Source organism: Pseudomonas aylmerensis (assembly GCF_001702265.1).
GTDB classification, from domain to species: domain Bacteria; phylum Pseudomonadota; class Gammaproteobacteria; order Pseudomonadales; family Pseudomonadaceae; genus Aquipseudomonas; species Aquipseudomonas aylmerensis.
Genome location: NZ_MAUE01000034.1, coordinates 56,155 through 74,936, shown reverse-complemented (window position 1 = coordinate 74,936; position 18,782 = coordinate 56,155). Strand labels below are relative to the sequence as shown.

The window sequence follows — 18,782 nt, the reverse complement described above, 5'->3', positions numbered from 1 at the left end:
CTTCCGGAGCAAGCCCCCTCCCACATTTAGACCTCAGCCATCTCTGGATGGAGTGGGTCAGCCTTCTTCCAGCCAGAGGCGGATGGGCTGGCCCTCGGCTGGCCAGAAGCGCGTCTGTTCGATCGGTGAGATGTCCCAGCGCTGCACCCCTTGCAGGGCCTGGAAGAAGCGGTGTTCCTGCTCCATCAGGGCCTCGGCGCAGAGTTTGCGGGTGCTGCCGATCTTGCCGAAGCTGAGCTTGTCGCCGTCGACGGTGTACGGTGCAAACCAGTGGTTGCAACCGCCATTGCCGTAGGCGCGCCCGTCGGCACCGAGGGTGACGGTCAGGTGCGCGTAATCCATCAGCGGCCGCTCACCAATCCACTCCACTACGTAGCTGTGATCCTGCTTGAGCCGGACCGCGTCACCGGCGCAACCCGTCAGGGCCGCACCGAGGGCGGCGAGCAGAAGCAGGCCTTTCATTGCGCGGCCTGCTGGCATTTCGGGCAGCGATGTTTGTCGCCCTCGCTGGTCCAACCCAGTTCCTTGACACGCGCATTGGCGGCCGGTTGCAGCGGCTCTTTGGTCAGCTTGGTTTCCACCGCGAATTCAAACTCCAGCACGGCGTCGCAGCTGTCGCAGTTGACCTTCCAGGTGTGAATTTCCAGTTCGCCGAATTTCGGCCCCTGGGCCATGGCGACCCACTGGCCTGCCGGGCGGATGGAGTAGCGCGCGTCACCTTCGACGGTCAGGCGCATCGACAGGGTTTTGCTGCCTCGCAGGGTGACGATCAGCACGTCGCCGTGCTTGATCGAGCCACCGTTGCCGGTGACCTGGTAACGGCCCGGCACCAGGGCGCGGCATTCGATCAGGGTGTGTTGCGGGCTCAGCAAGCTGAAGCGGAAATCGTGTTCGGCCATGGATCCTCCAAATAGGCGCGGCATCCTATCACGGGTGCCTGCCGATCATGCGCCTGGTATATGACCGCTGATCATCCTTCGACGCGGTTCTGGGCGCGGCCATCGGCCCACGCTGCAATGTTCGCCAGGGTCGTACCAGCAATCGCCGCCAGGGCCTCGCGGGTGAGGAAGGCCTGGTGCGCGGTGATGATCACGTTGGGGAAAGTCAGCAGGCGCGCGAGTACATCGTCCTGCAGCGGCAGGTCGGAGCGGTCCTCGAAAAACAACTGGGCTTCTTCCTCATACACATCCAGGCCGAGGTAGCCGAGCTGGCCGTCCTTGAGCGCCTCGATCAGTGCCGGCGTGTCGACCAGGCCACCGCGACCGGTGTTGATCAGCATCGCGCCGGGTTGCATCTGTGCCAGCGAACGCGCGTTGATCAGGTGTTTGCTGTCGGCAGTCAACGGGCAGTGCAGGCTGACGATCTGCGCTTCGGCGAGCAGTTCGGGCAGGCTCACGTAGCGGGCGCCGAGGGCCTCGACCTGCGGGTTGGGGAAGGGGTCGTAGGCGAGCAACTGGCAACCGAAGCCGGCCATGATCTTGGCGAACGTGGCGCCGATCTGCCCGGTGCCGACCACACCGACGGTCTTGCCCACCAGGTCGAAACCCGTCAGGCCGTGCAGGCTGAAATCGCCATCGCGGGTGCGGTTATAGGCGCGGTGCAGGCGGCGATTGAGGGCGAGGATCAGCGCCACTGCATGTTCGGCCACCGCATGGGGCGAGTAGGCGGGCACACGCACGATGGTCAGGCCCAGGCGCTGGGCGGCCGGCAGGTCCACATGGTTATAGCCGGCCGACCGCAGGGCGATCAGCCGTGTGCCGCCCTGGGCCAATTGCTCCAGCACCGGCGCGCTGAGGTCGTCATTGATAAACGCGCAGACCACGTCGTGATGTTCGGCCAGGGCCACGGTGTCGAGGTTGAGCCGGGCCGGTTGGAACTGCAGCTCCAGGCCATCGGGCAAGGGCTCGCCGAGAAAGCTGTCGCGGTCGTAGGTTTGGCTGCTGAAAAGAATCACGCGCATTGAATAGCTCCCTGCGATCGTAGAATGGTTGCGTTGCTCGTAGGCGCGACTTGCTGCAGCAAGTGTGTTGCAGAGGGGGGGTCGTGGCGAGCAAGCGCTCTCGCCACCTCCCTTGGCACAGCAATCGCGCTCCTACAGCGGTGTTCAGGCGCTGACCCGCGCTTCACTGGCGAGCCGGGCGATAGCCATGTCCAGTTCGTCCAACGCGTGCATGGCCTTGGCGTCGTCCTGCTTGAGCAGGGTTTCGGCACGTTGGCAGGCCGCGCGCAACTGTGGCACGCCACAATAGCGAGTGGCGCCATGCAGGCGGTGGACGCGTTCGATCAGGGCGTTGTTGTCATTGGCATCACGGGCGACGTTGATGGCCAGGCGGTCGGCTTCCAGCGACGCCAGCAGCATGGCGAGCATGTCGGCGGCGAGGTCGGTCTTGCCGGCGGCCAGGCGCAGGCCTTCTTCGTGGTCCAGCACCGGCAGTTGCTCGCGAGGGCCGAGGCCATCGGCGCTGCGTTCCGGGCCCTGGTTGCGCAGGGCCAGGCCGGTCCATTTCAACACCACTTGCGCCAGTTGCCGCTCGCTGATGGGTTTGGTCAGGTAATCGTCCATGCCACTTTGCAGCAGCGCGCGTTTTTCGTTGGCCATGGCGTGGGCGGTGAGGGCGACCACCGGCAACGGCGTACCGTGCCGCTCGCTTTCCCACTGGCGAATCGCCTCGGTACTCTGGCGACCGTCCATGCCGGGCATTTGCACGTCCATCAGCACCAGGTCGAAGGTTTCCTGCTTCACCGCGTCGACGGCCGCATAGCCGCTTTCCACGGCACGCACCCGTGCGCCCATGTCTTCGAGCAGGGTTTGCACCAGCAAAAGGTTGGCCGGGTTGTCATCCACACACAGCACGCGCGGTGCACGGCTGGACAACGGCTCGCCAGGTTCGCTGCGCGAAGGGCGTGGGCTGATCAGGTCGGACAGCGCCCTGCGCAGCTTGCGCGTGCAAGCCGGCTTGGCCTGCAACTGGCTGTTGGGGTTGGGTACCGACTGGTTGAACAGCATCTGCTCGGTGGTGGGGCACAGCACCAGCACTTTGCAGCCCAGGTGTTCGAGGTCCCACAGGTGTTGGTTTAGGCGTTCCGGCGGAATGTCATTGGCGGTCACGCCGAGCACCGCAAGATCGATGGCCTGGTCGGTCTGATGCGCGCTGGTGATGCCGTTGGTCAGGCTTTCGAGGCTGTTGAACGGGGTGACCTGCAGGCCACAGTCTTCGAGTTGGTGCTGCAAGGCCTGGCGCGCCAGTTCGTGGTTTTCCAGGACGGCCACCCGATGGCCCAGCAGCGGCGCACACGGCAGGTCTTCGACATCGTCGCGGGTCTTGGGCAGGTTGAGGCTGATCCAGAATTCCGAGCCTTCGCCGGGCGTGCTGTCGACGCCGATTTCACCGCCCATCTGCTCGATCAGGCGCTTGGAAATCACCAGGCCCAACCCTGTGCCGCCGGGCTGGCGCGACAACGAGTTGTCGGCCTGGCTGAAAGCCTGGAACAACGCGCGCACATCCTGGCTGGACAGGCCGATGCCGGTGTCCTGCACGCTGATGCGCAGTTGCACGCTGTCTTCCTGCTCGTCCTCGATCATCGCCCGGGCGACGATGGTGCCTTCACGGGTGAACTTGATCGCGTTGCTGATCAGGTTGGTCAGGATCTGCTTGAGGCGCAGCGGGTCGCCGACCAGTGCCAGCGGGGTGTCGCGGTACACCAGGCTGACCAGTTCGAGCTGCTTGGCGTGCGCGGCGGGGGCGAGGATGGTCAGGGTGTCCTGCAGCAGGTCGCGCAGGTTGAACGGGATACTGTCGAGCACCAGCTTGCCGGCTTCAATTTTCGAGAAATCGAGGATCTCGTTGATGATGCCCAGCAGGTTGTCGGCGGATTTTTCGATGGTGCCCAGGTAGTCCAGCTGCCGCGGGGTCAGTTCACTTTTTTGCAGCAGGTGGGTAAAACCGAGGATGCCGTTGAGCGGCGTGCGGATTTCATGGCTCATATTCGCCAGGAACTCGGACTTGATGCGGCTGGCTTCCAGCGCCTCTTTGCGCGCCAGGTCCAGCTCGATGTTCTGGATTTCGATGGTTTCCAGGTTCTGGCGCACGTCTTCAGTGGCCTGGTCGATGCTGTGTTGCAACTCTTCCCGGGCGTTCTGCAGGGTCTCGGCCATGCGGTTGATGCCCGAGGCGAGCTGGTCCAGTTCCTGGCTGCCGAGGGCGGGCAGGCGGGTTTCCAGGTTGCCGTCCTTGAGCTGGGCCACGGCTTGCTTGATCAAGCCGATCGGGGAGTTGATGGTGCGGCTGATCCGCAGCGCCAGGGCCGCCGTGCAGATCAGCCCGATGGCGATCAGCAGCAGGCTGGCGAACAGGCTGCGGTAGCCGCGCAGCAACATGCCATTGTGGGACAGCTCCACCTCGACCCAGCCGAGCAGGCGGTCGGCCTCATCGGGAATCAGGTCGCCGGCGAGGTTGCGATGGCGGCCAAACACTGGCAGCAGGTACCGCGTGGCGTCATTGCCGGTGCGCTGCAGCAAGTGCGAGCTGTTGCCGACCGGCGGCTGGTTGAGCATGGTCGGGCCGGCGTGGGCGAGGGACGCGCGGTCTGGGGCGAGGAAGGACACGGCGCGTACGTCCGGCTGTTCCAGGGATTGAGTGGCGATGCGTTCCAGCAGATCCGTGTTGCGCGCGCTCAAGGCGGGTGCCACCAGCGGTGCCAGCTGCTCGGCGATCATTTCGCCGCGCTGCAGCAATTGCGACTGCAGTTCCGAGAGCTGCATCCAGGTGAAATAGCCCCCCAACAACGAGGCCATCAGGCTGGTCGGTAATAAGGTCAGCAACAGTACGCGGCCCTTTATCCCCATTCTTCTAAGCACGCCACTCTCCTGCTACCACAGTGTTATCGAATTTCTGCACCGGCATCCGGCCCGCACCACTTGCGCAGTGTAGCCATTTGCACGGCGAGGAATCTTGCAAATTAATGACATACGGCAATCTTCGCGCCATTTGGCGCCGGGTGGCGATTGCCTGGCGCGGGGTAATCTTGAATAATCAGTCATTGAGAATGACTTGCAGACGCTAATGAATCCCGCAGCAGTTGGCCTACCCAGTATCCTGACCATCGAAGACGACCCCGTGCTCGGCGCCTACGTCCATGAGCACCTGGGCCGCTGTGGTTTCCAGGTCACCTGGTGCCAGAACGGCCAGCAAGGCCTGCAAATGGCCCGCGACCAGGCGTTCGACGTGGTGTTGATGGATATCCTGCTGCCCGGGCTGGATGGCCTGTCGATCCTGACCCATCTGCGCCAGAGCCATTCGATCCCGGTGATCCTGATGTCGGCCCTGGGCGCCGAAGCCGACCGCGTCAGTGGTTTTCGCCTGGGCGCCGACGATTACTTGCCCAAGCCGTTCAGCATGATCGAGCTGCGCGTGCGCATCGAAGCCATCCTGCGCCGAGTGGCCCTGGATCGGCGCCCGCTGCCGAGCCTCACCCTGGCGCGCGATGACGCACGCACGCTGCGTTTTGACGATGAACTGTGCGACGTCTTCTACCAGCAACACTGGGCCGGGCTGACCCGCAGCGAATACCGCCTGCTCGAGACCCTGCACCGCAATGGCGAAGAAGTGCTCAGCAAGGCCTTCCTCTACCAGCATGTGCTGCAACGTGGCTATGCGCCTCACGACCGCAGCCTCGATATGCATATCAGCCAGATCCGCCGCAAGCTCAAGGCCATCGGCTATGCCGAGCGCGAAGTGCGCACGGTGTGGGGCAAGGGTTATGTGCTGAGTGCTCTTGATGACGGACTTTGATCGTCCGTTGCAGCGGTTGCCGGGCAAGCACTCGTTATTCTGGAAACTGGCCTGCCTGCTGATCGCCTTCTGTCTGCTGATGATCTGGCTCAGTTGGTCCTGGGGCCGCTACATGGAAGAGCAGAACGCCTATCTGGCCGAGGAACCCCGCGAAATTCTCAAGGGCTACGCGGCAGGCGCCGAGCTGGCGTGGAGTACCCAGGGACGTGCCGGAGTGGACGCATGGTTGCAGGTCATGGCCAAGCGCGAGTCGACCTGGATCGGTGTGATCGGCAACGACTTGCAATCGCTGAGCAGCAAGCCGCTGGCGGTCAAGGAAAGCCAGCGCCTGACTTTCCTGCGTGGTCTGGAATGGCCGGTCAGCCGCCATGTCAAAGGCCTGCCGTGGTTGAAAATCCCATTCCCCGTGGACCCCAACGCTGGCTCGCTGGTGATCGAGTTGCCGCAGCGCTTCATGCCGGGGCGTTATCAACTGTTCTGGCGGGTGGTGACCAACGGTGTGATCCCCGGCCTGTTTACCTTGTTGCTGTGTGTGGGCTTGTACCGGCTGCTGATCATGCCGCTCAACCAACTGCGCGAGCAGGCCAATGCCTGGCGTGCCGATCAGTTGAATACGCGGCTGTCCCACGCGGCCACCAGCCGTCAGGATGAACTGGGCGAGCTGGGCCGGGCTTTCGACCAGATGTCCGAGCGCCTGCAAGGGACCGTGCTACTGCAGCAGCAATTGCTGCGAGACATGTCCCATGAACTGCGCACCCCGTTAAGCCGCCTGCGTGTGGCCTGTGACAGTGAGCAGGACCTGGCGCAACTGCGCGAGCGACTCGGCCGCGAGATTGACGCGATGCAGCGCCTGGTGGAAGACAGCCTGCAACTGGCCTGGCTGGACACCGAGCGGGCGCCGTTGCCGCAAGAAGACATCCAGCTCCAGGCGCTGTGGGACATGTTGCGCGAAAACGCGTGCTTTGAAAGTGACTGGTCGCCGTCGCGCCTGCCGTGCCTGCTGGGCGCCGATTGCTGGGTGCGTGGCAACCTGAACACCCTGGCCCAGGCCCTGGAAAATATCCTGCGCAATGCCATCCGGCATTCGCCAGTGGACGGTATCGTCAGCCTGGACGGGCAGCGTGATGGCGAGTACTGGCACCTTTGGCTGGAAGATCAGGGCGGGGGGATCGACGAGCAGGACCTGGAGCGAATCTTCGCGCCCTTTACCCGATTGGACGGTTCACGCCCCGGCGACGGTGGCTTCGGCCTGGGCTTGAGCATCGCGCGCAACGCCGTGCAGCGCCAGGAAGGCAGCCTGTGGGCGGAAAACACCGGCAGCGGCCTGCGCGTGCACCTGCGTCTGCGGGCGCGCTGACCCTTACGCGCGACGCTGTTTGCGTTTCTTCCATTGGTGCGCCACCCACCAGCGCCAATAGAGCATGGTCAGGCAATAGGCCAGCGCCCCCAACACCAGCCCCAATACCACCGAACCCAGTAGGAAGGGCTGCCACAAGGTACTCAGTTGGCTGCTGATCCATTCCCAGGTGAGGTCATCGGGCAGGCTGCGTGGCGGTACATTCATCAGCCACGCGCCGGTCAGGTAGGTGCAGATAAACACCACCGGCATGGTGATCGGGTTGGTCAGCCACACCAGGCTGACGGCGATGGGCATATTGCCGCGCACCGTAATCGCCAGAATCGCCGCCAGCAGCATCTGCAACGGGATCGGGATAAAGGCCGCGAACAGGCCGACCGCCATGGCCCGGGCCACCGAGTGCCGGTTCAGGTGCCAGAGGTTCGGGTCATGCAGCAGCGTGCCGAGAAACTGTAATGACTTGTGTTCCCTGATACTGGTCGGGTCGGGCATGTACCGTTTGAATAAGCGCCGGGGCATAAGGGGTCCAGGTCAGTTCGAGGGGCAAGTATGCCCGCATTCTATAAACAGAAAATTCAGACTTTGTGACAAAACATCATAGGCGCTGCCCGGCAACCCGCTAAGACTGAGTGGATCACTTGCAAAGGATGATTCATGAAGACAGGGATGTTTGCGCTGGCGCTGGGGTTACTGGCCTTGCGTTGGTTACCGGCGCTGCCATCGACCGGGTGGCTGGTGATGCTGCTGGTGGTGGCGCTGATGCTGTTGCCGTTTCGCACCTACCCGCTGGCGTTCTTGCTGTTCGGTTTGAGCTGGGCTTGCCTCAGCGCGCAATCGGCCCTGGATGATCGTCTCGACCCGGCGCTGGACGGCCAGACCCGCTGGGTCGAAGGGCGGGTCACCGGGTTACCGCAACGAACCGGCGAGGGCGTACGTTTTGAACTGACCGACAGCCGCTCGCGAAAGGCGCGGCTGCCCAAGCGTATTCGCGTGTCCTGGCGGGGCGGGCCCGAGGTGCGCAGTGGCGAGCGCTGGCGCCTGGCAGTCAGCCTCAAGCGGCCCTCGGGCCTGCTGAATTTTCATGGGTTCGATCAAGAGGCCTGGCTGTTGGCCCAGCGCATCGGTGCCACCGCGTCGGTGAAGGACGGCGAGCGCCTGGCGCCGGCGCGCAATGCCTGGCGCGACAGCGTGCGCCAACGCCTGATGGCGGTGGATGCCCAAGGTCGCGAGGCGGGCCTGGCTGCGTTGGTGTTGGGCGACGGTTCGGGGTTGGCGGCCGAAGATTGGCAAGTCTTGCAGGCTACTGGCACCGTGCACCTGCTGGTGATTTCCGGCCAGCATATCGGCCTGCTGGCGGGGCTGGTCTACGGACTGATCGCCGGGTTGGCGCGCTACGGGTGCTGGCCGCGTACCTGGCCGTGGCTGCCATGGGCGTGCGGCCTGGCATTCGGCGCAGCCCTGGGGTACGGCCTGTTGGCAGGGTTCGGCGTGCCGGTCCAGCGTGCGTGTGTGATGGTCGGATTGGTGCTGGTGTGGCGTTTGCGCTTTCGTCACCTGGGGGTGTGGTGGCCATTGTTGCTGGCGCTTAATGGCGTGCTGATCCTGGAGCCATTGGCCAGTTTGCAGCCAGGCTTCTGGTTGTCCTTTGCCGCGGTGGCGGTGCTGATCCTGGCCTTCGCCGGGCGGCTGGGGCCCTGGAGTGTGTGGCAGGCATGGACCCGACCGCAGTGGCTGATCGCCATCGGCCTGTTTCCGGTATTGCTGGTGCTGGGGTTGCCGATCAGCCTGAGTGCACCGTTGGCCAATCTGGTGGCGGTGCCCTGGATCAGCCTGGTGGTATTGCCGCTGGCCTTGCTGGGGACGGCCTTGCTGCCGTTGCCGTGGTTGGGGGAGAGCCTGTTGTGGCTGGCCGGCGGTGCATTGGCCGGGCTGTTCGAGGGCCTGGCCTGGCTCGCCGGACTGCAGCCGGCGTGGGTCCCGGCCGAGGTGCCGCTGGGTTACTGGTGGTTGAGCCTGCTGGGCACGGTGTTGCTGTTGTTGCCCAACGGTGTGCCGTTGCGCCTGCTGGGGTTGCCGATGCTGCTGCTTGCCGTCTTTCCGCCGCAGGAGCGGGTGCCCCATGGGCAGGTGGAAGTGGTTCAGCTGGATGTCGGGCAGGGGCAATCCCTGATCCTGCGAACCCGCCATCACACCTTGCTCTACGATGCCGGCCCGCGTACGGGAACATTTGACCTCGGCGCGCGGGTGGTGCTGCCGTCGCTGCGAAAGTTCGGGGTCGACAGGCTCGACATGATGTTGCTCAGCCATGCCGATGCGGATCACGCGGGTGGCGCGGCGGCGATTGCCAGGGGCATGCCGATCCAGCGTGTGGTGGGCGGTGAAGTCGAAGGCCTGCCGGCGTTCCTCGGCACCCAGCCTTGCGTCAGCGGTGAGCAATGGCAGTGGGACGGTGTTTCATTCGAGCTGTGGCAATGGCCAGGCGCCGACAACGGTAACGCGAAGTCCTGCGTGTTGCAGGTGCAGGCGAATGGCGAGCGCCTGTTGCTCACCGGCGACATTGATCGCGCCGCCGAACAGGCTTTCCTGGCTTCGCCGCTGGCCGTGCCGACCGATTGGCTGCAAGCGCCCCACCATGGCAGCCGCAGTTCGTCTTCGAAGGCCTTCCTGCAACGATTGGCACCCGGTTCGGTGCTGATATCGCGGGGGCGTGGCAACGCGTTCGGCCATCCCCATCCGCAGGTGCTGCAGCGCTATCAGGCGCTGGGCAGCCAGGTCTACGACAGTGCCGAGCAGGGGGCCGTGCGCCTGCAGCTGGGGGCCTTTGCAGCACCGGTCGTTGCGCGCAGTCAACGCCGGTTCTGGCGCGAGGGGTTACCCTGATCGTACCGTCGACCGCTGCATGGCCGGCGGACCCCGCCGGCGAACCTATATGGTAAAGTGGCGCACTTTTTCGAGGGGACATTCACTGTGTGGGAATTGGTCAAATCCGGCGGCTGGATGATGTTGCCGATCATCATGAGTTCCATCGCCGCACTCGGCATCGTCGCCGAACGCCTGTGGACCCTGCGCGCCAGTCGCGTCACCCCCGAGCATCTGCTGGGGCAGGTCTGGGGCTGGATCAAGAACAAACAGTTGGACAAGGACAAGCTCAAGGAGCTGCGGGCCAACTCGCCGCTGGGTGAGATCCTCGCCGCAGGCCTGGCCAACTCCAAGCATGGTCGCGAGATCATGAAAGAGTGCATCGAGGAAGCCGCGGCCCGCGTCATCCATGAACTGGAACGCTATATCAACGCCCTCGGCACCATCGCCGCCATGGCGCCGTTGCTGGGGCTGCTGGGCACGGTATTGGGCATGATCGATATTTTCAGCTCGTTCATGGGCTCGGGCATGACCACCAACGCCGCGGTGCTGGCCGGTGGTATTTCCAAGGCCTTGATCACCACGGCCGCAGGCCTGATGGTCGGTATTCCTTCGGTGTTCTTCCATCGCTTCCTGCAACGCCGCATCGATGAACTGGTGGTTGGCATGGAGCAGGAAGCCATCAAGTTGGTGGAAGTGGTGCAAGGCGACCGTGATGTGGACCTGGTCGAGGGCAGAGCGTGAAATTTCGCCGCAAGCAACGGGAAAATGTCGATATCAACCTCGCGTCGCTGATCGACGTGGTGTTCATCCTGCTGCTGTTTTTTGTCGTCACCACCACGTTCACCCGACAAACCCAGCTGCGTGTCGACTTGCCGGAAGCCGTGAGCGGTTCGCCGGCCGAAGACCAGCAAGTCAAGCAACTCGACATCGCCATCAGCGCCGACGGGGTGTTCTCGGTGAATAACCAGTTGCTCGAGAAAAACGACCTCAACAGCCTGATGGACGCGCTGCAGAAGGAATCCGGCGGTGATACCAAGATGCCGCTGTCGATCAGTGCAGACGGCAAGACCCAGCACCAGGCCGTGATCACCGCCATGGACGCGGCCGGCAAGCTCGGCTTCAGCCATCTGCGCATGACCACCGTCGAGGCGGCGAGCCAACCCTGATGGCCATGTCCGATCGTTTGCTCAAGGCCTGGTACACCGGTCATCCGGCGCTCGCCCTGTTGCGGCCGCTGGAATCCCTGTATCGCCGCGTGGTGCAGCGCAAGCGTGCGCGATTCCTGGCGGGCGAGGGCGAGATCTACCAGTCGCCTGTGCCGGTGGTGGTGGTCGGCAATATCACCGTGGGTGGCACCGGCAAGACGCCGTTGATCCTGTGGCTGATCGAACACTGCCGGCGCAGCGGTTTGCGCGTTGGCGTGGTCAGTCGTGGGTATGGTGCCAAGCCGCCGCAGCTGCCGTGGCGGGTCGAGGCCAGCCACAGCGCCGACGTGGCTGGTGATGAGCCGCTATTGATCGTGCAGCGCTGCGGTGTCCCATTGATGATCGACCCCGACCGCAGTCGCGCGGTCCGGGCCCTGCTGGCGAGTGAAACCCTGGACCTGATCCTCTCCGACGACGGCCTGCAGCATTACCGCCTGGCCCGTGACCTGGAACTGGTACTGATCGATGCCGCCCGTGGCCTGGGCAATCGACGTTGCCTGCCGGCCGGACCGTTGCGCGAGCCGGTGGAGCGCCTGCAGAGTGTCGATGCGTTGCTGTACAACGGCGCCGTCTCGGACCGTGAGGACGGCTTCGCCTTTCGCCTGCAACCCAGCGCATTGGTCAACCTGCAGAGCGGCGAGCGCCAGCCGGTCGATTACTTCCCGGCGGGCCAGCAGGTGCACGCGGTCGCCGGCATCGGCAACCCGCAACGTTTCTTCAATACCCTTGAAACGCTACACTGGCAACCAATACCCCATGCTTTTGCCGACCACGCGCCCTACAGCGCCGAGGTCCTGAACTTTACGCCGTCATTGCCGCTGGTCATGACCGAGAAGGACGCGGTGAAGTGCCGCGCCTTTGCCCGGCCAGACTGGTGGTACCTTGCAGTGGATGCCGTGCCGTCGCCAGCGTTCGTCGCCTGGTTCGACACGCAGTTGATGCGTCTGCTGCCCGCTCGTCTCTTGCCTTAAACGCCGTTATCCAGGAAACACTCATGGACACCAAATTGCTCGACATCCTCGCTTGCCCGATCTGCAAAGGCCCGCTCAAGCTCAGCGCCGACAAAACCGAGCTGATCAGCAAAGGCGCCGGCCTGGCTTACCCGATCCGTGATGGCATCCCGGTGATGCTGGAAAGCGAAGCCCGCACCCTGACCACCGACGAGCGCCTGGATAAATGACCACAGCCTTCACCGTTGTCATTCCGTCGCGCTACGCCTCGACCCGGCTTCCGGGCAAACCGCTGCAACTGATCGGCCACAAGCCGATGATCCAGCTGGTGTGGGAACAGGCCTGCAAGAGCAGCGCCGAGCGCGTGGTGGTGGCTACCGATGATCCACGCATCATCGACGCCTGCAAGGGTTTCGGCGCCGAAGCGGTGTTGACCCGCGAGGACCACAATTCCGGCACCGACCGCCTGGCTGAAGTGGCCACCAAGCTGGGCCTGGCCCCGGATGCGATCGTGGTCAACGTGCAGGGGGACGAGCCGCTGATCCCGCCGAGCGTGATCGATCAGGTGGCCGCCAACCTGGCCGCCCATGGCGAAGCGCGTATGGCCACGCTGGCCGAGCCGATCGAAGACATCGACACACTGTTCAACCCCAATGTGGTCAAGGTGGTCAGTGACATCAATGGCCTGGCGCTGACGTTCAGCCGTTCGACCTTGCCGTGGGCACGCGATGCCTTTGCCAAGCAGCCTGGCGTGTTGCCGCAAGGCGTGCCGTATCGCCGCCATATCGGCATCTACGCCTATCGCGCCGGCTTCCTGCATGACTTCGTCAGCTGGGGCCCGTGCTGGCTGGAAAACACCGAATCGCTGGAACAACTGCGTGCCCTGTGGCACGGCGTGCGTATTCACGTGGGCGATGCCCTGGAAGCGCCTCCTGCCGGCGTCGATACCCCGGAAGACCTTGAGCGCGTCCGGCGCCTGCTGGGGGCTTGATGGAAGTTCTGTTTGTCTGCCTGGGCAATATCTGCCGCTCGCCGACTGCCGAAGGTGTGCTGCGCCATAAATTGCGCGAAGCCGGGCTGGCGGGGCAGGTGGAAGTGGCCTCGGCCGGTACCGGTGAATGGCATATCGGCAACCCGCCCGACCAGCGCAGCCAGCGTGCAGCGTTGGTTCGCGGCTACGACCTGTCGGCGCAACGTGCCCAGCAGGTATCACGTGCCGACTTTGCGCGCTATGACCTGATCCTCGCGATGGACAACAGCAACCTGCGCAACCTCAAGGCCCTGCAGCCAGCGCAGGGCAAGGCCGAGCTGGACCTGTTCCTGCGCCGCTTTGATGCTGAAGTCGACGAAGTGCCGGACCCTTACTACGAAGGCGAGCAAGGCTTCGAGCGGGTGCTGGACCTGATCGAGCGCGCCTGTGACTTATTGGTGATCGAATTGAAGGGGCGGTTATGACCTTGCAGGTGCTTTCGCAGGTATCGCTCAAGCCATTCAACAGCTTTGGCATCGATGTGCGTGCCCAACTGTTCGCCGAAGCGCACAGCGATGACGACGTGCGCGAGGCCCTGGCCTACGGCGCCGCAAAGGCATTGCCGGTGCTGGTCATCGGTGGCGGCAGCAACCTGCTGCTGACCCAGGATATTCCTGCACTGGTCCTGCGTATGGCCACCCAAGGCATCCGCGTGCTCAGCGATGACGGCGTGCAGGTGGTGGTTGAAGCCGAAGCGGGCGAAGCCTGGCACCCATTCGTGCTGTGGACCCTGGCGCAGGGCTTCTGCGGTCTGGAAAACCTCAGCCTGATCCCTGGTACGGTGGGCGCTGCCCCCATGCAGAACATCGGTGCCTACGGTGTAGAGATCAAGGACGTATTCGCCGGCCTGACTGCCCTGGACCGGCACACGGGCGAGCTGCGCGATTTCAGCCTGCCAGAGTGCAACTTTGCCTACCGCGACAGCCTGTTCAAACACGAGACCGGGCGCTGGCTGATCCTGCGGGTGCGCTTTGCCCTGAGTCGCGCCAGCCACCTCAAGCTCGACTACGGCCCGGTGCAGCAGCGCCTGGCCGTGCAGGGCATCACCGAGGCGACGCCAAGTGATGTCAGTCGGGCAATCTGCAGCATTCGTCGCGAGAAACTGCCGGACCCGGCGGAGCTTGGCAATGCCGGCAGCTTCTTCAAGAACCCGTTGGTGTCCCAGGCGCTGGCTGCGGAGCTGCAGGAGCTGTACCCGGACCTGGTGGCGTATCCCCAGGCCGATGGGCAGATGAAACTCGCTGCCGGCTGGCTGATCGACAAGGCAGGCTGGAAGGGCTTTCGCGAAGGCGATGCGGGCGTGCACAAGTTGCAGGCGCTGGTGCTGGTCAACTATGGCGCTGCGTCAGGGCACGACATTGCCAACCTGGCCAGGCGTATCCAGCAGGATATCGCCGAGCGATTCAAGGTCGACCTGGAAATGGAACCCAACCAGTACTGAACCGCTGAAAACAAAAATGCCCCGTATCTTTCGATACGGGGCATTTTTTATTGCGCGGATGAATCAGTCATCGCGGCTCATGATGCCGAAGATCTGCAACAGGCTGATAAACAGGTTGTAGATCGACACATACAGGCTGATGGTCGCCATGATGTAGTTGCGCTCACCGCCGTGGATGATGGCGCTGGTCTGGAACAGGATGCACACCGAGGAGAACAGCACAAAACCTGCGCTGATCGCCAGTTGCAGGCCGCTGATCTGGAAGAACATGCTGGCGAGCACGGCGGCCAGCAGTACGAAGAAGCCCGCGGTGATGAAGCCACCCAGGAAGCTCATGTCCTTGCGGGTAATCAGCACGTAGGCCGACAGACCACCAAACACCAGGGCCGTCATGGCAAACGCCGAGCTGACCACTTCCGCGCCGCCGGCCATGCCGAGGTAACGGTTGAGGATCGGGCCGAGGATAAAGCCCATGAAACCGGTCAAGGCAAACGCCGACACCAGGCCCCAGGCCGAGTCACGCAGCTTGTTGGTCAGGAAGAACAGACCGTAGAAGCCGATCAGCACGACAAAGATGTTCGGGTAGCCGACGCGCATCTGTTGAGCCACGAACGCCATCACGCCGCTGAAGGCGAGGGTGAGGGCAAGCAAGCCATAGGTGTTGCGCAACACGCGGCTGACTTCAAGCTGCTCAGCCTGCGCGTTACCATTCACTGCGTAATTCTGTTCGCGCATGGCGACACTCCTTCGGTTTTGAAACGTTCAGTCGCAAAGATCATAACAGACGCTCTGTAACAAGCGATGGCGAGAGTTTGACAGTGTGTTTCATTCGGGTATTATGGCGCCCGCTGAGACGGGATAGGCTACTATAATCCTGTGATGCACAAGGGAAATTGGCAGAGTGGTTGAATGCACCGGTCTTGAAAACCGGCGGACGTTAATAGCGTCTCCAGGGTTCGAATCCCTGGTTTCCCGCCAAGATTCAAACGAAAGCCCCGCGATTGCGGGGCTTTTGTGTTTCTGGCGGTTGGCGGCTCTTTTAGTTAAAGCCCCGATCGTTTGCGCATCGTCTCAGGCGGTTTCCGCAACTCGATATCAGCGGGTCGGTTTCAGGGTCTCCCCCAGCATGTCTGCACCGGGCCGGGATTTAATCTGTAGAGCTCTTCGCAAGCTCCACTGCGGCGGTGATGGCTGCTCTGGCTTGAGGGCTGTTCTTCCAGCAAGTGGAGCCTAATGCCGCGGATGCTCGAGCCAGGATGTCACCTACATCTGATTTGCGAAGTTCGGCGAGCGATTCGATACCCATTTGCTCAAGTCGAGTCATTACCGTTGGCCCTATACCTTTGAGTGCGAGCAGAGCGGTTCTTTCATCCAATGAAAACGGCACTGTAAATTCCTTTTTTACCGACGAGTCCACGTGAGTGTGCCCGACGCTAGAGAGTGCCTCAATAGGCCGGCATCCTCGTGTTAAGGAGGATGGAGTGGAATTCTGGCTTGGATACTCAGGACCTGTGGGTGGCGAAACCCCAAACGCAGTTGCAGTTATCTTCTCCACGGAAGCTTGTAAGGGCTTCATTCAGATCGACAGACTCACACTCTATAAATTGGGTGAGACGCTCAGAAGCTCGCGGTGAGCCATCTATCATTGGATGGCTCAGTTTTAAAAGCCTGGGGGGATATACCCAGGTACGTAAGGGACGTTCGTGCACTTGCCATGGAGGATGCGCCCATCCTCGATTCTAAAAAGTACGATTTTTTTGGCTTTGTTGACCGTCGCCTCAAGTTTGCAAGAAGAGCTATGTCCGACCGTTTGATAATGTTCCGTGTAGACCATGCCATTGCCCGTGTGGTTCATCGAGGTTCCTGCTGCTTCAGTATTGGTCCAACTTGAGGACTTATACCAAGTCAGTACCGCTAGCGCCTCGCCGTTCGGGCCTGTTTGCTTTTTCATTGAATCGGGCTTGCCAAATAAATCCAGTGCCTCTTGGAGGTCTCGCCCTTCCCAGCGGGACTGGGCAATGGTGCTACAACCATTCAAAAGCAGTACTGATGAAATGACCATCCCCAGCAACACTGCTTTAGCCAACTTTTCCATCCCGACGCCCTCTGTCTCGCTAAAAGTAAAAAACTACATCTGATGTCTGTATTGGGGATTAGCGGATACTTACCCATCGCGATGCCCGTTCAAGTTGACGCGCTGCCGACCCGTTAGTGTCCATCGGCCTCAGCGTGCAGATCGGTTGCTATTTATTGCCAAGTATGGAGTCCAGGTCTTCCATCATCTGACTTTTCTCGCGGATGGGCGCCAGCTTAAAGAACATCTGCTGGGTAATATTAATCATCTGCATATATTCCATCTTGCCCATCGCAATCATATCTTTGCTCTTCGGCGAGCAGACGAACTCAGCACTGCGCTGGACCCAGGGGGCTTTCACGTCCTGCCATTTTTCCGATACTTTCAAGTGCCGTAGGCTACCCATGCGCGAGACAGATTGACCATTGATAAATCGAAACTTATGCGTTGGGCACTGGACCTCCATGTTGTAGACGTCAATCATGGGCTTGCCCAGTTCTTCATAAACTAAAGTAACGGCGACTAACTGGGCTCCCTTGGTTTTTTTAGAGGGCGTCACGGAAGTTCGATCTGCGACATAGGTCACATTCTTGCCGGGCGCGCCATCCCCGTAGATGATCCACCAATCTCCGGTGGGACTTGAGTCATTGGCCCATGCGCAAGTAAATACTGATAGGAGCGCAACCAATAGGAGACGACGTTGATTGATTCCAGAATAAAAAGACATCGGTTGTTCAACTCCTTGAACTTGCGAAGTGGCTATCTAAGGGGTCAAGAAACTAGCATCATGATGGGGGCAGTAACATAGAACAGATGTGCTAGTGGCATGTTGATGCCTAGGGGGGACGGATGCGCCGATCACATCCGTTTGGCCAAGGCATCTACGCAGCCCTAGAACGCTGGCCGCCGGCAGACGAAGTTTCCAAATCACACCACACAGCGCGCCAGATCTATCGCTTCCAGCGGTGTCCAGGATGGACGGATGCCCATGAAAAAGCCCGCATTCGCGGGCCTTTTTCACTGCGTGTTACGGACTACTTGAACAATCCGCCAATGGCGTTGATAGCATCCGCCGCCTTGTTGACGTTCTGCTGGCGTTGCGGGTTGGTGTCGACCTGCGCCTGGGCGTTGTAGGCAGAGTTGCTGCAGCTTTTGTTGGTTTGCGTGAGCGCCGCCTGGTAAGCGGTTGCGCGCAAGGTGTCGCCCTTGGCATTGGCGGCGTTGATGTTTGCCTGCAGGTCGCGAACCTGTTGCTGGCAGGAGGCACTGTTGCTGTTATTGGCGTTGACGGTGCTGTTGTTGGCACCACCGAGGGCAGACGACAGCGCACCCGTGAGGGCACTCAGGTCGGCAGCGTGGGCGGGCAGGGTGAACAGGCTGAACAGGGCGGCGGCGGGTGCGAGTTTGGAAAGACGCATGGCAAACCTCAATGTTTTATTGCCTGCGCAACGCAGAAGTCCCGAGCTGGCGCAGAACAATATCCGTATAAGAGGTGCGCCCGGGCGGGAAAAATACTATTGGGTCGGTTATTGGCCTTCAACGCTGAAGTTCCATAAGTGTGAATCCTTTCACGTTGTACACGACGCATGGCTGCAGAAGTGTCATTACGCCACTATCGAAAGAGGACTCCTTTGACTGCCTTATCAAATCGGAGAAAGTTTTCCTCGCAGTGACGGAGTCGTTCGAAGTTTGATGCCTGAAAAGGATTTCGGCTTCATCCGAGGAACCCCGGTAATTTATCTAAACCAAGGCTCCCGAGCCCGCGACGCTGAAGTGGTGTCTATGCTTGCCCGGGGCTGGTTTGAGTCCAGCGCCACCGGGCAATCTTCAACGGGGCCTGCGGTTGGCGTGCATGTTCTTAACATCCCTTGGACCGCACTACGCGCCAGTTTGCCTGGCGGGCGTAATCGGCGCGATTCCAGGTAAACGGCAACAGCCCTCCATGCCGCATCTGCAGCAGAGTTAAAAGGCAGTGACGCACTGCTCAGCAGAAAAGCTGAGCCACCGAAAGCAAGCAAATTACCTGAACAAAGATTTGAGCTCTAATGGGGTGTTTCATCGCCGCGACCCT

The 18,782-nt window shown here is 61.8% G+C and carries 20 protein-coding genes and 1 tRNA gene; 11 read left to right on the top strand and 10 right to left on the bottom strand.

Annotation, left to right across the window (positions count from 1 at the left end; translation table 11 throughout):
- Positions 1–57 precede the first annotated feature (57 nt).
- From BBG20_RS22870 to BBG20_RS22855, 4 genes are all read right to left on the bottom strand, one after another.
- Entirely contained in the window at positions 58–462 is a 405-nt protein-coding gene (locus BBG20_RS22870; protein WP_065907455.1) for an META domain-containing protein, read from the bottom strand.
- Complete coding sequence (locus BBG20_RS22865) at positions 459–899, bottom strand: hypothetical protein (RefSeq protein WP_065907453.1); 441 nt, start codon at positions 897–899, stop codon at positions 459–461. Before BBG20_RS22865 ends, BBG20_RS22870 begins: the two co-directional genes overlap by 4 nt.
- A gap of 71 nt (positions 900–970) precedes the next feature.
- The gene (locus BBG20_RS22860) at positions 971–1,960 is read right to left on the bottom strand and encodes a 2-hydroxyacid dehydrogenase (RefSeq protein ID WP_065907451.1); all 990 of its coding nucleotides are present in this window, start codon (positions 1,958–1,960) and stop codon (positions 971–973) included.
- A 144-nt stretch (positions 1,961–2,104) separates the two neighbouring features.
- Positions 2,105–4,858, bottom strand: coding sequence for a response regulator (locus BBG20_RS22855; protein WP_065907449.1), 2,754 nt, complete (start codon positions 4,856–4,858; stop codon positions 2,105–2,107).
- A 205-nt stretch (positions 4,859–5,063) separates the two neighbouring features.
- Between BBG20_RS22855 and BBG20_RS22850 the strand changes: the two genes are divergently transcribed.
- A complete protein-coding gene (locus tag BBG20_RS22850; RefSeq protein WP_065907447.1) occupies positions 5,064–5,792 on the top strand; it encodes a response regulator transcription factor in 729 nt (242 codons plus the stop codon).
- Positions 5,779–7,149, top strand: coding sequence for a sensor histidine kinase (locus BBG20_RS22845; RefSeq protein ID WP_065907445.1), 1,371 nt, complete (start codon positions 5,779–5,781; stop codon positions 7,147–7,149). The genes BBG20_RS22850 and BBG20_RS22845 overlap by 14 nt, the downstream gene beginning before the upstream one ends.
- A 3-nt stretch (positions 7,150–7,152) precedes the next feature.
- Here the strand turns inward: BBG20_RS22845 and BBG20_RS22840 are convergent, their stop codons facing one another.
- A complete protein-coding gene (locus BBG20_RS22840) occupies positions 7,153–7,668 on the bottom strand; it encodes a DUF2062 domain-containing protein (protein WP_065907443.1) in 516 nt (171 codons plus the stop codon).
- A gap of 135 nt (positions 7,669–7,803) precedes the next feature.
- On the opposite strand from BBG20_RS22840, the gene BBG20_RS22835 reads away from it, so the two are divergent.
- The 8 genes from BBG20_RS22835 to murB all read left to right on the top strand — a co-directional run bounded on the left by BBG20_RS22835 (position 7,804) and on the right by murB (position 14,637).
- Entirely contained in the window at positions 7,804–10,029 is a 2,226-nt protein-coding gene (locus tag BBG20_RS22835; protein ID WP_065907442.1) for a DNA internalization-related competence protein ComEC/Rec2, read from the top strand.
- An 87-nt stretch (positions 10,030–10,116) separates the two neighbouring features.
- Positions 10,117–10,752, top strand: a complete 636-nt coding sequence (locus BBG20_RS22830) for a MotA/TolQ/ExbB proton channel family protein (protein WP_065907440.1) — start codon at positions 10,117–10,119, stop codon at positions 10,750–10,752.
- Positions 10,749–11,177, top strand: coding sequence for an ExbD/TolR family protein (locus BBG20_RS22825; RefSeq protein WP_065907438.1), 429 nt, complete (start codon positions 10,749–10,751; stop codon positions 11,175–11,177). The genes BBG20_RS22830 and BBG20_RS22825 overlap by 4 nt, the downstream gene beginning before the upstream one ends.
- On the top strand, positions 11,177–12,187 hold the full coding sequence (lpxK, locus tag BBG20_RS22820; protein WP_065907436.1) for a tetraacyldisaccharide 4'-kinase: 1,011 nt from the start codon (positions 11,177–11,179) through the stop codon (positions 12,185–12,187). The genes BBG20_RS22825 and lpxK overlap by 1 nt, the downstream gene beginning before the upstream one ends.
- A 23-nt stretch (positions 12,188–12,210) precedes the next feature.
- Positions 12,211–12,396, top strand: a complete 186-nt coding sequence (locus BBG20_RS22815) for a Trm112 family protein (protein WP_003174668.1) — start codon at positions 12,211–12,213, stop codon at positions 12,394–12,396.
- Positions 12,393–13,157 carry a 3-deoxy-manno-octulosonate cytidylyltransferase gene (gene kdsB, locus BBG20_RS22810; RefSeq protein ID WP_065907433.1) on the top strand — a complete coding sequence of 255 codons (765 nt, stop codon included), beginning with the start codon at positions 12,393–12,395 and terminating at the stop codon, positions 13,155–13,157. Before BBG20_RS22815 ends, kdsB begins: the two co-directional genes overlap by 4 nt.
- The gene (locus BBG20_RS22805) at positions 13,157–13,621 is read left to right on the top strand and encodes a low molecular weight protein-tyrosine-phosphatase (protein ID WP_065907431.1); all 465 of its coding nucleotides are present in this window, start codon (positions 13,157–13,159) and stop codon (positions 13,619–13,621) included. Before kdsB ends, BBG20_RS22805 begins: the two co-directional genes overlap by 1 nt.
- Positions 13,618–14,637 (top strand): UDP-N-acetylmuramate dehydrogenase, encoded by a 1,020-nt coding sequence (murB, locus tag BBG20_RS22800; RefSeq protein WP_065907429.1) that lies wholly within the window; start codon positions 13,618–13,620, stop codon positions 14,635–14,637. Before BBG20_RS22805 ends, murB begins: the two co-directional genes overlap by 4 nt.
- Before the next feature lie 63 nt (positions 14,638–14,700).
- Here the strand turns inward: murB and BBG20_RS22795 are convergent, their stop codons facing one another.
- The gene (locus BBG20_RS22795; protein ID WP_065907428.1) at positions 14,701–15,372 is read right to left on the bottom strand and encodes a Bax inhibitor-1/YccA family protein; all 672 of its coding nucleotides are present in this window, start codon (positions 15,370–15,372) and stop codon (positions 14,701–14,703) included.
- A 152-nt stretch (positions 15,373–15,524) separates the two neighbouring features.
- Here BBG20_RS22795 and BBG20_RS22790 point away from each other — a divergent pair.
- Positions 15,525–15,615: transfer RNA gene (locus BBG20_RS22790), tRNA-Ser, on the top strand.
- A 169-nt stretch (positions 15,616–15,784) separates the two neighbouring features.
- On the opposite strand, the gene BBG20_RS33255 is transcribed toward BBG20_RS22790, so the two are convergent.
- The 4 genes from BBG20_RS33255 to BBG20_RS22775 all read right to left on the bottom strand — a co-directional run bounded on the left by BBG20_RS33255 (position 15,785) and on the right by BBG20_RS22775 (position 18,129).
- Positions 15,785–16,024, bottom strand: coding sequence for a Pathogenicity locus (locus BBG20_RS33255; protein WP_083221466.1), 240 nt, complete (start codon positions 16,022–16,024; stop codon positions 15,785–15,787).
- 273 nt (positions 16,025–16,297) lie between these two features.
- A complete protein-coding gene (locus BBG20_RS22785) occupies positions 16,298–16,732 on the bottom strand; it encodes a hypothetical protein (RefSeq protein ID WP_065907425.1) in 435 nt (144 codons plus the stop codon).
- A 148-nt stretch (positions 16,733–16,880) separates the two neighbouring features.
- Positions 16,881–17,438, bottom strand: a complete 558-nt coding sequence (locus BBG20_RS22780) for a hypothetical protein (RefSeq protein ID WP_065907422.1) — start codon at positions 17,436–17,438, stop codon at positions 16,881–16,883.
- A gap of 307 nt (positions 17,439–17,745) precedes the next feature.
- The gene (locus tag BBG20_RS22775) at positions 17,746–18,129 is read right to left on the bottom strand and encodes a DUF1090 family protein (RefSeq protein WP_065907419.1); all 384 of its coding nucleotides are present in this window, start codon (positions 18,127–18,129) and stop codon (positions 17,746–17,748) included.
- Positions 18,130–18,782: the final 653 nt, after the last annotated feature.

Coding starts and splice junctions, on each gene's coding strand:
- BBG20_RS22870 (WP_065907455.1), bottom strand. CDS start 462: ATGAAAGGCCTGCTTCTGCTCGCCGCCCTCGGTGCGGCCCTGACGGGT.
- BBG20_RS22865 (WP_065907453.1), bottom strand. CDS start 899: ATGGCCGAACACGATTTCCGCTTCAGCTTGCTGAGCCCGCAACACACC.
- BBG20_RS22860 (WP_065907451.1), bottom strand. CDS start 1,960: ATGCGCGTGATTCTTTTCAGCAGCCAAACCTACGACCGCGACAGCTTT.
- BBG20_RS22850 (WP_065907447.1), top strand. CDS start 5,064: ATGAATCCCGCAGCAGTTGGCCTACCCAGTATCCTGACCATCGAAGAC.
- BBG20_RS22845 (WP_065907445.1), top strand. CDS start 5,779: ATGACGGACTTTGATCGTCCGTTGCAGCGGTTGCCGGGCAAGCACTCG.
- BBG20_RS22840 (WP_065907443.1), bottom strand. CDS start 7,668: ATGCCCCGGCGCTTATTCAAACGGTACATGCCCGACCCGACCAGTATC.
- BBG20_RS22835 (WP_065907442.1), top strand. CDS start 7,804: ATGAAGACAGGGATGTTTGCGCTGGCGCTGGGGTTACTGGCCTTGCGT.
- lpxK (WP_065907436.1), top strand. CDS start 11,177: ATGGCCATGTCCGATCGTTTGCTCAAGGCCTGGTACACCGGTCATCCG.
- BBG20_RS22815 (WP_003174668.1), top strand. CDS start 12,211: ATGGACACCAAATTGCTCGACATCCTCGCTTGCCCGATCTGCAAAGGC.
- kdsB (WP_065907433.1), top strand. CDS start 12,393: ATGACCACAGCCTTCACCGTTGTCATTCCGTCGCGCTACGCCTCGACC.
- BBG20_RS22805 (WP_065907431.1), top strand. CDS start 13,157: ATGGAAGTTCTGTTTGTCTGCCTGGGCAATATCTGCCGCTCGCCGACT.
- murB (WP_065907429.1), top strand. CDS start 13,618: ATGACCTTGCAGGTGCTTTCGCAGGTATCGCTCAAGCCATTCAACAGC.
- BBG20_RS22795 (WP_065907428.1), bottom strand. CDS start 15,372: ATGCGCGAACAGAATTACGCAGTGAATGGTAACGCGCAGGCTGAGCAG.
- BBG20_RS22785 (WP_065907425.1), bottom strand. CDS start 16,732: ATGGAAAAGTTGGCTAAAGCAGTGTTGCTGGGGATGGTCATTTCATCA.
- BBG20_RS22780 (WP_065907422.1), bottom strand. CDS start 17,438: ATGTCTTTTTATTCTGGAATCAATCAACGTCGTCTCCTATTGGTTGCG.
- BBG20_RS22775 (WP_065907419.1), bottom strand. CDS start 18,129: ATGCGTCTTTCCAAACTCGCACCCGCCGCCGCCCTGTTCAGCCTGTTC.